Annotated in this window: 8 protein-coding genes, 1 pseudogene and 1 riboswitch; of the genes and pseudogenes, 5 read left to right on the forward strand and 4 right to left on the reverse strand. The window is 73.1% G+C overall.

The features are described 5' to 3' along the window. The first annotated feature begins 1 nt into the window (after nucleotide 1). The 5 genes from cobN (at nucleotide 2) to MYA_RS07210 (ending at nucleotide 6,777) form a co-directional block, all read left to right on the forward strand. The gene (gene cobN, locus MYA_RS07190) at nucleotides 2-3,814 is read left to right on the forward strand and encodes a cobaltochelatase subunit CobN (RefSeq protein ID WP_014723027.1); all 3,813 of its coding nucleotides are present in this window, start codon (nucleotides 2-4) and stop codon (nucleotides 3,812-3,814) included. After that, nucleotides 3,811-4,899: an ATP-binding protein gene (locus tag MYA_RS07195; RefSeq protein WP_014723028.1), complete on the forward strand. Its 1,089-nt coding sequence runs from the start codon at nucleotides 3,811-3,813 to the stop codon at nucleotides 4,897-4,899. The genes cobN and MYA_RS07195 overlap by 4 nt, the downstream gene beginning before the upstream one ends. Before the next feature lie 68 nt (nucleotides 4,900-4,967). Further along, complete coding sequence (locus tag MYA_RS07200) at nucleotides 4,968-5,576, forward strand: vWA domain-containing protein (protein WP_014723029.1); 609 nt, start codon at nucleotides 4,968-4,970, stop codon at nucleotides 5,574-5,576. An 85-nt stretch (nucleotides 5,577-5,661) separates the two neighbouring features. Beyond that, entirely contained in the window at nucleotides 5,662-6,114 is a 453-nt protein-coding gene (locus MYA_RS07205) for a YaiI/YqxD family protein (RefSeq protein ID WP_014723030.1), read from the forward strand. Nucleotides 6,115-6,204: 90 nt separating this feature from the next. Beyond that, nucleotides 6,205-6,777 (forward strand): DUF1993 domain-containing protein, encoded by a 573-nt coding sequence (locus MYA_RS07210; protein WP_014723031.1) that lies wholly within the window; start codon nucleotides 6,205-6,207, stop codon nucleotides 6,775-6,777. 72 nt (nucleotides 6,778-6,849) lie between these two features. Here the strand turns inward: MYA_RS07210 and cobJ are convergent, their stop codons facing one another. From cobJ to cobG, 4 genes and pseudogenes are all read right to left on the reverse strand, one after another. Next, nucleotides 6,850-8,583, reverse strand: coding sequence for a precorrin-3B C(17)-methyltransferase (cobJ, locus tag MYA_RS07215; protein WP_014723032.1), 1,734 nt, complete (start codon nucleotides 8,581-8,583; stop codon nucleotides 6,850-6,852). Further along, nucleotides 8,580-9,314: a precorrin-2 C(20)-methyltransferase gene (locus tag MYA_RS07220; RefSeq protein ID WP_014723033.1), complete on the reverse strand. Its 735-nt coding sequence runs from the start codon at nucleotides 9,312-9,314 to the stop codon at nucleotides 8,580-8,582. The genes cobJ and MYA_RS07220 overlap by 4 nt, the downstream gene beginning before the upstream one ends. Next, on the reverse strand, nucleotides 9,311-9,937 hold the full coding sequence (locus tag MYA_RS07225) for a precorrin-8X methylmutase (RefSeq protein WP_014723034.1): 627 nt from the start codon (nucleotides 9,935-9,937) through the stop codon (nucleotides 9,311-9,313). The genes MYA_RS07220 and MYA_RS07225 overlap by 4 nt, the downstream gene beginning before the upstream one ends. Further along, nucleotides 9,930-11,344 (reverse strand): annotated as a pseudogene (gene cobG / locus MYA_RS07235) (precorrin-3B synthase). The gene MYA_RS07225 and the pseudogene cobG overlap by 8 nt, the downstream one beginning before the upstream one ends. A gap of 133 nt (nucleotides 11,345-11,477) precedes the next feature. Further along, a riboswitch (cobalamin riboswitch) is annotated at nucleotides 11,478-11,666 on the reverse strand. Nucleotides 11,667-11,870: the final 204 nt, after the last annotated feature.

Genomic DNA, 11,870 nt, shown 5'->3' on the forward strand with positions numbered 1-11,870 from the left:
GATGCATCTGCTGCGCACCACGCCGGGCGGCTTCGTCGACGATACGCAGGGCGTCGTCCGGATCGACCAGCAGCCGGCCGACATCGTGATCCTCAGCTCGGCCGACACGACGTTGTCGCTGCTGGCCGGCGTCGTGCCGACGCTGCCGGCCGGTTTCCCAAGCGTGCGGCTCGCGAACGTCACGTTCCTGCGCCAGCCGGCGTCGGTCGATTTCTACGTCGACGACGTGCTGCGTCATGCGAAAACGGTCGTGATCGATCATCTGGGCGGCGAGGCGTACTGGCCGTACGGGATCGAACAGGCCGTGTCGCTCGCGTCGAAGCGCGGGCAGCAGCTCGCGATGTTATCGGGCGACCTGCAGGAAGATCCGAACCTCGTCGCGAAGAGCACGGTCGCGCCGGTGCTGTGCCGGCTGTGGTGGCGCTATCTGCGCGAAGGCGGCTTGCACAACGCCGACGCGCTGCTGCGCAGCATCGCGTTCCATACGCTCGGCTTCGGTGCGGAGCCGGCGCCGCCGCGTCCGCTGCCGGCCGCCGCGCTGTACCACCCGGCGCGCGACCCAGCGAGCGTCGACGACTGGCGCGCGCGCTGGACGCCCGGCGCGCCGGTGGTCGCGATCCTGTTCTATCGCGCGCACTGGCAGGCCGCGAACACGGCGGTGTTCGACGCGCTGGCCGACGCACTGGTGCGCGAAGGCCTCAACCCGCTGCCGATCGCCGTGACGTCGCTGAAGGACGCGCTGAGCCGCGAGGTCATCACGCGCCTGTGCGACGCGCATCGCGTCGCGCTCGTGCTGAACACCACCGCGTTCGCGGCCGGCGCGATCGACGCGCCCGAGCCCGACGTGCTGGCCGGCGACGCGCCGGTGCTGCAGGTGATCCTGTCGGGCGGCAACCGCGATGCGTGGCTCGCCGACAACCAGGGGCTGCATGCGCGCGACATCGCGATGCACATCGCGCTGCCGGAAGTGGACGGGCGCATCGTCACGCGCGCGGTCAGCTTCAAGGGGCTCGCGTATCGCTGCCCGCACACCCAGGTCGACGTCGTGCGCTACCAGCCGGACGCGGAGCGGATCGCGTTCGTCGCGGCGCTCGCGCGCGGCTGGTGCCGGCTGCGCACGCTCGACAACGCCGACAAGCGCATCGCGCTGATCCTCGCGAACTATCCGCAAAGCGAAGGCCGCATCGGCAACGGCGTCGGGCTCGATACGCCGGCGTCCGCGCTGCGCGTGCTCGCGGCGCTGCGCGACGCCGGCTACACGGTGGCCGACCTGCCGGCCGACGGCGATGCGCTGATCGCGCGGCTCACCGCGGGCGTGACCAACGAGCCGGCCGTGCACGCGCTGCGCCCGGCGTTCCAGAGCTTCGCGCTGGCCGACTACCGGGCGCAGTTCGCGCGGCTGCCGGCGGCGGTGCGCGACGCGCTGAACGCGCGCTGGGGCGAGCCGGAAGCGGACCCGACGCTGCGCCACGGGCGCTTCACGATCGCCGGCTGGCGCGCGGGCAACGTGTTCGTCGGCATCCAGCCGTCGCGCTCGCGCGACGACAACGACTATGCGAGCTACCACGATGCGGAGCTCGTGCCGCCGCATGCGTACCTCGCGTTCTACTTCTGGCTGCGCGATGCGTTCCGCATCGACGCGGTCATCCATCTCGGCAAGCACGGCAACCTCGAATGGCTGCCGGGCAAGAGCGTCGCGCTGTCCGACGCATGCTGGCCCGACCTGACGCTCGGGCCGCTGCCGCACCTGTATCCGTTCATCGTCAACGATCCGGGCGAGGGCAGTCAGGCGAAGCGCCGCGCGCAGGCCGTGATCGTCGATCACCTGATGCCGCCGCTCACGCGCGCGGAAAACTACGGGCCGCTGCAGGACCTCGAACGGCAGGTCGACGAATACTACGAAGCGCTGATGGTCGACGCGCGGCGCGCGAAGCTGCTGCGCAAGACGATCCTCGCGACGATCGCCGAGCATCGGCTGCACGACGAGTTGAGCGTGTCGCCGCCGCGCGATGCGGGCGACGAGGATGCGCTGCTCACGCGCGTCGACGCGTGGCTGTGCGAATTGAAGGAAGCGCAGATCCGCGACGGGCTGCACGTGTTCGGCGTGTCGCCGGCCGCTCGCCAGCGGCGCGACACCTTGCTCGCGCTCGCGCGCTTTCCGGTCGGCGACGGCCGCGGCGAACGCGCCGGGCTGATCGGCGCGCTCGCGCGCGATCTGTCGCTCGGCGACGCTTTCGATCCGCTCGCGGCCGACTGGGCCGCGCCGTGGACCGGCCCGCGCCCGGCCGTGCTGCAGGCGCTCGACGCGGCGCCGTGGCGCCACGCGGGCGATACGCGCGAGCGGCTGGAACGGCTCGCGCAGCAGTGGCTCGACGACGTGTGCGCGGGCGAAGGCGCTGCGCCGGCCGACGGCGGCACAGCGCCGCCCGGCGACTGGCCGCACGCGCGCGCGGTGCTCGAACGCGTGCGCGCGACGCTGCTACCCGCGCTCGACGCGTGCGGCGGCGAGGAGCTGCGCCAGCTGCTGCGCGGGCTCGACGGCCGCTTCGTGCCGCCGGGGCCGAGCGGTTCGCCGTCGCGCGGCCGTCCCGACGTGCTGCCCACCGGCCGCAACTTCTATTCGGTCGACACGCGCGCGGTGCCGACGCAGGCCGCCTGGTCGCTCGGCCTGAAATCCGCGCAGCAGCTGATCGAGCGTCATCTGCAGGATCACGGCGACTATCCGCGCGCGGTCGGGCTGTCGGTATGGGGCACCGCGACGATGCGCACCGGCGGCGACGACATCGCGCAGGCGTTCGCGCTGCTCGGCGTACGGCCGAAGTGGGCGCATGGCAGCCATCGCGTGACCGATTTCGAGATCCTGCCGATCGAGATCTTCGACCGGCCGCGCATCGACGTGACGCTGCGCGTGTCGGGCTTCTTCCGCGACGCGTTCCCGAACCTGATGCATCTGTTCGATGCGGCCGTGCAGGCGGTGGCCGCGCTCGACGAGCCGGAAGCGCTGAACCCCGTGCGGGCGCGCATCGAGCGCGAGCGGGCGAGCTGGATCGCGCGCGGCGTCGCGCCGGACGAAGCGCGGCGCCGCGCCGGCTGGCGCGTGTTCGGCGCGCGGCCGGGCAGCTACGGCGCCGGGCTGCAGGACCTGATCGACCGGCGCGGCTGGCAGAGCGACGCCGATCTCGCCGACGCGTATCGCCGCTGGGGCGGCCATGCGTACGCGCAGAACAGCGCGGGGGACGCCGCGTCCGACGTGTTTGGCGAGCGTCTCGCGACGATCGACGCGGTCGTGCAGAACCAGGACAGCCGCGAGCACGACATCCTCGATTCGAACGACTACTACCAGTTCCAGGGCGGGATGACGGCGGCCGTGCGGCACCTGTCCGGGCAGCAGCCGAGCGTCTACCACGGCGACCACGCGAACCCGGCCGCGCCGAAGATGCGCACGTTGCGCGAGGAAATCGCGCGCGTGATCCGCTCGCGCGTGGTCAATCCGAAGTGGCTCGACGGCGTGAAGCGCCACGGCTACAAGGGCGCGGCCGAGATGGCCGCGACCGTCGACTATCTGTACGGCTATGACGCGACCGCGCGCGTGCTGTCGGACCACCAGTACGCGCTCGTCGCCGACGCGTACCTGTTCGACGACGACACCCGCGCGTTCCTCCAGCGGCACAACCCGCACGCGCTGCACGGGATCTGCGAACGCTTCGTCGAAGCGATGCAGCGCGGGCTGTGGCAGCAGCCGGGCGATTATCGCGAGCGGATCGAAGCGGTCTGGCTCGACAGCGAACAACTTCAGGAAGGCAGGCAACCATGACCGATCCGACCATGCAGCGCACGCGCGCGGTGTTCCCGTTCGCGGCGCTGGTCGCGCAAGAGCCGCTGCAGCAGGCGCTGCTGCTCGCGGCGATCGACCCGGCGCTCGGCGGCGTGCTCGTCAGCGGGCCGCGCGGCACCGCGAAGTCGACCGCCGCACGCGCGCTCGCGGAATTGCTGCCGGAAGGCGAATTCGTCACGCTGCCGCTGTCGGCCAGCGACGAGCAGGTGACCGGCACGCTCGATCTCGCGCACGCGCTCGCCGAGAACGGCGTGCGCTTTCGGCCCGGCCTGCTCGCGCGCGCGCATCGCGGCGTGCTGTACGTCGACGAGGTCAACCTGCTGGCCGACGGGCTCGTCGATACGCTGCTCGACGTCGCCGCGAGCGGCGTGAACGTGGTCGAGCGCGATGGCGTGTCGCACGCGCACGACGCGCGCTTCGTGCTGGTCGGCACGATGAATCCCGAGGAAGGCGAGCTGCGCCCGCAGCTGCTCGATCGCTTCGGGCTGATGGTCGAGCTCGAGAACTGTTTCGACGCCGCGCAGCGCGCGCAGATCGTGAAGGCGCGGCTCGCGTTCGACGGCGACCCCGACGCGTTCCGGGCGCGTCACGCGGATGCGCAGCGCGCGCTCGCCGAGCGCATTCGCGCGGCGCGGCAACGGCTCGCCGCGCTGGATTTCGACGACGCGGTGCACGCGCGCGTGAGCGCGCTGTGCATCGACGCGGCCGTCGACGGGCTGCGCGCGGACCTCGTGATGCTGCGCGCCGCGCGCGCACTCGCGGCGCTCGAACAGGCCGCCGCGGTGACGGTGTCGCACGTCGAACGCGTGGCCGACGCGGTGCTGCGCCACCGGCGTCATGCGGATGCGCCGCGCGCGCCGGATGCATCGCCGTCGCGCGACGACGGCGCACGCGACGGCCGTGCGCCGCCGGACCCGCATTCGCGGCGCGACGAGCGCGGGGGCGCGCACGCGGCGGGCGGCGCTGCGCCGTCGCCCGATGGCGACTGGGGCTATCTGCCGCCCGAGCCGGCCGGATTGCACGACGTGAAGGGCGTGGTGCCGCTGCCGCTAAAAAAACGCTGAGCCATCGAGACGCCGCCGCCGCGAACGTCGTTCGCGGTCCTCGATGGCAGCCGGGCGCCGCCGCGCGCGTGCCCGGCGCGGCCCCTGCCGGCACGGCGCTCGCCTGGCCGGCGACGCTCGCCGCGAAGCGCGGCGAGCCGCTGCACGCCGCGCATCTGCGGTTCCGCAAACGGGCGGGCACACCGCTTGCGCTGCATTGCTTCGTGCTCGACTGCTCGGCGTCGATGCTGTCGCACGAGCGCCTCGCGCTCGCGAAAGGGCTGATCGTCGCGTACTTCGACGACGCGGCGCGCCGCCGCATGGAAACCGCGCTGATCTGCTTCGGCGGCAACGGCGTCGCGCGGCGCTTCGGGCCGGCCGTGCCGCGGTGGTGGAATGCGCGCTGGCTCGACCCAGTGGACGGCGGCGGCGGCACGCCGCTCGCGGACGGCATCGCGGCCGCGTCGCAACTGCTGGCCCGCGACGCGCGCCGCGCCCCCGGCAAGCAACGCTGGCTGTGGGTGCTGTCCGACGGGCGCACGCGCGAAACGCCGCCGCGACCGGCTGCCGCCGATCATGTCGTGTTCGTCGACTTCGATCGCGCGGCGGTCGCGATCGGGCAGGGCAGACGGCTCGCCGACGCGTGGGGCGCGCAGTGGCTGGCCGCGGCGACGCTGCATGGACAGGCGACCGGCTGAGCGCGCCTGCGGTGAGTGCTGCCGAGCGGTGCCGAGCGGCGGCGCTGCGCTATGATCGCCGTTTCAGCTCACCGGAACGCCAGCCATGCAAATCTTCGTCGACGCCGACGCGTGTCCCGCCGTCATCAAGGACATGCTGTTTCGCGTCGCGCGCCGCACCGGGATCTGCGTGACGCTGGTCGCGAACCAGTTCCTGCGCACGCCGCCGTCGCCGCACATCAAGGCGCTGCAGGTGCCGGCCGGTTTCGACGAGGCCGACGCGCGCATCGTCGAGCTCGCGCAGCCGGGCGATCTGGTCGTGACGGCCGACATTCCGCTCGCCGCCGCCTTGCTCGACAAGGGCGCGCATCCGCTCGACCCGCGCGGCAACTGGTTCAGCCGCGACAACATCGACGAGCGCCTGTCGACGCGCGCGATGATGGAACAGCTGCGCAGCGCGGGCATCGATACGGGCGGCCCCGCGCCGTTCAGCGCGCGCGATGCGAACGCCTTCGCGTCGCAGCTCGACCGCTTCGTCGCGCGCCACGGCAAGCCGTGACGTCGCGCGTGCCGAAGCGGCGGCCGCAGCAGGCGACCGATTCGCCGCGACGCCGAGGTCGCGGCATGAACGACCGATAGGAGGACCTGGATGTCACTGACCCAACTGCTCGTTCCCACCTTCACCCAGATGCTGCGCGCGCAATCCGCGTGGCTCGACAAGGCGCTCGCGCAGCGGCAGGCCGCGGGCGACGCGGGCGATGCGCTGCTGACGCTGAAGCTCGCGCCCGACATGTATCCGCTCGCCGCGCAGGTGCGCTTCTCGTGCTTTCAGGCGATGGAGCCGGTGTACCGGCTGCGCGGCGAAGCGCTGCCCGACGCGCTGCTCGCGTTGCGCGAAGCCGGCTGGCAGGCGGACGCGCAACCGGGCACGCTGAGCGATGCGCAGGGCATCGTCGCCGGCACGATCGCGTTTCTCGGCGAGCTCGCGCCCGACGCGCTCGATGGCGGCGCGACACGGCCGATCTCGCTGCAACTGCCGAACGGCACCGCGTTCGACATGACGGGCGAGCAGTACGCGCGCGACTGGGCGCTGCCGCAGTTCTACTTTCATGCAGTTGCGGCGTACGCGATCCTGCGCCATCACGGCGTCGATCTCGGCAAGGCCGACTACGTGCCGCACATGCTCGCGTACGTGCGCCCGGACTCGATTCCGCAGGGCTGAGCGCGCGGGCCGGGGGCCCGCGATGCGCGGCGGGCGCAGCAGTAGCTGCGATCGCCGCAACCTACACCGCGCTCAGCGATACCAGCGCGGCGTATACACCCACTCGCGTCCGTCGCCGATCGCGAATCGCCGGGTCGTCGACGAGCCGACGATCACCATCGTGCGCATGTCCACCTGATCGCTGCGCAGCGCGCCGAGCGTCGTCGTCACGAGCGTCGCGCCGGGCCGGCCGATGTCGCGCCCGAGCACGACGACCGTATCGGCGGCGCGATGCGCGCGCACCGCGTCGAGCGCGCGATCGAGCTGCCACGGCCGCGCACGCGAGATCGGGTTGTAGAACGCCATCACCAGATCGGCTTGCGCCGCGTGCCGCAGGCGCGTCTCGATCACCTCCCACGGCTTCAGGTTGTCCGACAGCGAGATCGCGCAGAAGTCGTGGCCGAGCGGCGCGCCGGCCTGCGCGGCGGTCGCGAGCGACGCCGACACGCCGGGTTCGATGCGCAGCTCGACGGCCGCCCATTGCGGGTCGCGCGCTTCGTCGAGCGCTTCGAGCACGGCCGCGGCCATCGCGAACACGCCGGGGTCGCCCGACGACACGACCGCGACGCGCCGGCCCTCGGCCGCCAGTTCGAACGCATGGCGCGCGCGCTGCATTTCCTCGCGATTGTCGGTGCCGTGCACGCGCTGATCCGCCCGGAACGGCCCGGCCATCGTCACGTAGGTCGTGTAGCCGAGGATGTCGGTGGCGTCCGCCAGCGCCGCGCGCGCGGCCGGCGTGAGCCAGGCGGCGTCGCCCGGCCCGAGCCCGAGCACCGTCAGCCGGCCGCGCGCGCGACCGAGCGTGGCGGAATCGACCGGCTGCGCCGCCACGGCGCACGCGAGGCCGCCGGACGCGCCGCGCAGCGTGTGAGCGACGCGCAAGGTGCGGCCGAGCAGCGCGGCGGCATCGGAGCCGGCATCCACATCGGCGAAACGCAGCGGCACGCCGAGCGTGTGCGCTGCCGCGTCGAGCCGTGTATCGCCGAGCAACGTCGCGGGCGCGACGAGTGCCGCCAGCGCCTGCCGCGCGAGACCGTGCGTATCGAGCAAGGCGCCGATGCGCTGCGCGAGCAACGGATCGGCTTGCTCGCCGAGCGACGCCGCAGCGTCGGCCCGCACGCCCTGTGCGTCGACGCCGACCACCACGCTGCGCGGATGAATCACCAGTTCGTCGCGCGCGCCGCGCCACGCATCCGGCGTCACGCGGATCGCATGCGCGGCGGCGGCGTCGCGCGGCAGCGCGACGTCGTCGAGCCACGGCGCCGCGCCGTCGATGCGCGTGGCGGCCCCGGCGAGCAGGTCGGACACGAAGCGCTTGCCTTGCTGCAGATCGGCGAGCGCGTAGCCGTCGGGCGGATTGAGCACGCACGCGCCGAAGCGCAACTCGCCGCTCGTCGTGATCGCCGGCGCGACGCCGAGCGCGTCCGCGATTTCGCGTGCGATCGCGTTGACGCCGGTCAGCCCGCCGAGCAACGGCACGACGGCCGAACCGTCTTCCGCGACCGCGAGCACCGGCGGCTCGACGCCCTTGTCGGCGAGCGCGGGCGCGATGCAGCGGATCACGATGCCGGCCGCGCACAGCGCGACGATCGGCGCGCCGCGCGCATAGAGTTCGCGCAACTGCGCGCCGAGCTCGTCGAACGGCACGTCGGCGTCGACGCGCGACGCGAGCCCGTGCACGCGCGCGCCCGGATAACGCGCCTGGATGCGCCGCGCGGTGTCGAGCGCGCCCGCGCCGAGGATCACGATCGCGGGCGGAGTCGTCATCCTTGCCATTTTTTCCCCGGCACGACGAGCAGCGAGAAATACGGCGACGCCATCGGATCGACGTCGTCGAGCGGCACGATCCGCTGCGTGGCCATCGTCGCGCGCTCGACGTACAGCGCGCGTTTCGCGAGGCCGAGTTCGTCGAGCACGCGCCGCACCTTGTCGAAGTTGCGGCCGAGCTTCATCACGACGGCCGCGTCGGCCTGCGCGAGCCGCGTGCGCAGTTCGTGCTCGGGCAGCACGCCGGACAGCACCGACAGGCTCTGATTGCGATACACGAGCGGCTGGCCGAGCACGGCCGTGCCGCCGAGCATCGCGCACACGCCGGGAATCACTTCGGTGTCGTAGCGCGGCGCGAGGCGATCGTGCAGGTACATGTACGACCCGTAGAAGAACGGATCGCCTTCGCAGATCACCGCGACGTCGCGCCCTGCATCGAGATGCGACGCGACGATCGCGGCGGCCGTGTCGTAGAAATCGGCGATCACGGTCTCGTAGCAGAGCGGCGGCGGCAACGCCTCGGTCGTCACCGGATAGACGAGGGGCAGCTGCGTCTGCGTGTCGAGCAGGTGGGCTTCGACGATCCCGTACGCGTTGCCTTTCTTGCCCTTCGCGACGAAATACGCGACCACCGGCGCGGCCTGCAGCACCCGCAACGCCTTGATGGTCATCAGTTCCGGGTCGCCGGGGCCGACGCCGACGCCGAACAGCCGTCCGCGCGCGGCCGTCATTCGGCCTCCGTGGCCAGCGCGTTGACCGCGGCCGCGGCCATCGCGCTGCCGCCGCGCCGGCCGAGCAGCGCGACGTACGGCACGCCGCGGCTGTCGGCGTCGAGCAGCGCCTTCGATTCGGCCGCGCCGATGAAGCCGACCGGAAAGCCGAGGATCAGCGCCGGGCGCGGCGCGCCGGCGTCGAGCATGTCGAGCAGATGAAACAGCGCGGTCGGCGCGTTGCCGATCACGACCACGCTGCCGGCCAGATGCGGGCGCCACAGTTCGAGCGCCGCGGCCGAGCGCGTGTTGCCGAGCTCGCGTGCGAGCGCGGGCACTTCCGGCTCGCCGAGCGTGCAGATCACGCGATTGCCGGCCGGCAGCCGCGCGCGCGTGATGCCTTCGGCGACCATTTTCGCGTCGCACAGGATCGGCGCGCCGGCCGCGAGCGCGCTGCGGCCCGCGTGGCCCGCGCCCGCGGAAAAACGCAGGTCGTACACGATGTCGATCATCCCGCACGCGTGGATCACGCGTACCGCGAGTTTCTCGAGATCGGGCGGAATCCGCGTCAGATCGGCCTCGGCGCGGATCGTCGCGAACGACTGGCGGTAGATCTCCTGCCCGTCGCGAATGTAGTCAAGCATCGGTGGTGTCCTGGCTGTGCCGCGCGCCCGTCAGTCGGGCTGCGGCCTGGTCAATCGTCAGATGGCGCGCGAGCGGGGCGCCGGGGCCCACGGTCGTATCGCGCCGGTAAAGGTCGTAGCGTGCGGGCGCCACCGCGATCAGCGTGTAGGCCGCGGGATGCGGCAGCGCGCAATGGCGCTCGCAGCCGCTCAGATGCACGTCGAGCGGCCGGCCGACGCGCGCGGCGAGCGCGAGCGCATCGCCTTTGGTATCCGCGCGCGCCTTCGCGCAGCCCGCGCTGCCGGTGCACGCGACCAGCGTCGCGAGCGGGTCGAGCGGCGTGCAGACGAGGCCCAGCGACGCGAGCGCGGCCAGCACGGCCGGCGCGCGCGCGACGCGCACGCCGTGCACGAAGACGCCTTGCCACGGCGTCATCGACAGCGTGCCGTCGCCGTCGGCGTCGGCCAGTGCGGCGAGCCGCTCCAGCAGCGCGGCATCGAGCCGGCCGAGCACGAACTGCGCGCCGACGCTGCAGCGATCGGCGTCGCGCGTCGGCCGTGCGCCGAAGCGCAGCGCGGCGTCGGCCGGCGGACGCCGCCAGCCGGCGAGCGCCGGATCGGCCCGGCCGGCGGACGCCGCCAGCCGGCGAGCGCCGGATCGGCCGCGAGCGGGAACGGCGCGTAGTGCTGCGCGCGCGCGACGAGCGCGCGTTCACCGCCGTCGGCGAGCAGCGCCCGCATGCGCGTGACGCCGGCCGGTGCCAGATCGAGGAACGCGAGCAGCAACGCGCGCACCAGTTCGACGGCCTGGTGCGGCGCGACGTCGAACGATGCGGGCCGGTCGCCGGGCGCGACCGGCGGACAGCCGGCGAGGCCCGCGGCGATGCGCGGCGCGCCGTCGTCGCGCCGCCATGCGGCGAGCCAGATGTCGTGCGGATGATCGAGCGCCGCGACCGCTTCGCCGCCGTCCAGCTGGATCGAGAATTTCGGCGACAGCTCACCGCGGCGCGGCTCGTGCGTCAGCATGTCGAGCAGCGGGCGCGCGAGCGCGCGGCTGTCGACGAGCGCGGCGCGATCGAGCCCGGCGAGCGGGCTCAGCAGCAGGTTGCGCACGTCGTCGCTCGCGGCGAGCGCGGCGCGGGCGTCGTCGGCGTCGCTTGCACCGACCGCATCCGCGCCGCAGCACGCACCGGAGTACGCGGCCGAGTTGGGGCCGAGGCCCGCGTCGAGCAGGGCGCCGGCGAGCGGCGCGGCCGCGCCGTCGCGAATGCCGCGCAGTTGCAGGTTCGCGCGGTTGGTCGCGTCGATCAGGCCGGAGCCGTACCGGCGCGCGGCGTCGGCGATCGCGCGTGCCTGCGCGGCGGCGAGCCGGCCGCCGGGCAGCTTGATCCGGCACAGGCCGCCGTCTGCGGCCGCGACGACGCGCATGAGCCCCGGGCACGCCGACGGGCGCACGACGGGCAACGCAGGATTCGAATCGGGGGCGGAACTCAACGGGATAGCGGGCAGTGTGGCGCCGCGGCCAACGCATCGGTACACCCCGCCCGACGCCGACTGGCACGCACGCACTTTCTGGCCGGCAGGTCTCCTGGCTGACAGGTCGGCGCCGGCTCCCGGCCTTCCCGGTGAAACCAGTGGCATGTGGCGGAGCGCGGCTCGCTGTCTACAGTTGCGGGGGCAGCCACAGCGGCGCGGCGCGCCCTGTGTTCCCTCTTCGGCCCCGAAGGGCACCGGCGAACGAACGGCCGTAGGATACCCGATTTCACCGCCGCTTCGCGACCGCCGAACGGCGGTGTGAGCCGACGCGAAAACGCTGCGCGGCGCCGCGGCCGGCGGATGGAAACGCGCGGTGGAACACGCTACCATGCCGTCTTTCGCAATGCGGATCGCCGCACCGGCGCGCGCGTGTGCGCCGCGCGCGGCGACTCGATGGAACCGGACGATGGGGAAGGAT

The sequence above is a fragment of the Burkholderia sp. KJ006 genome, from assembly GCF_000262695.1.
Classification (GTDB): Bacteria; Pseudomonadota; Gammaproteobacteria; order Burkholderiales; family Burkholderiaceae; genus Burkholderia; species Burkholderia vietnamiensis.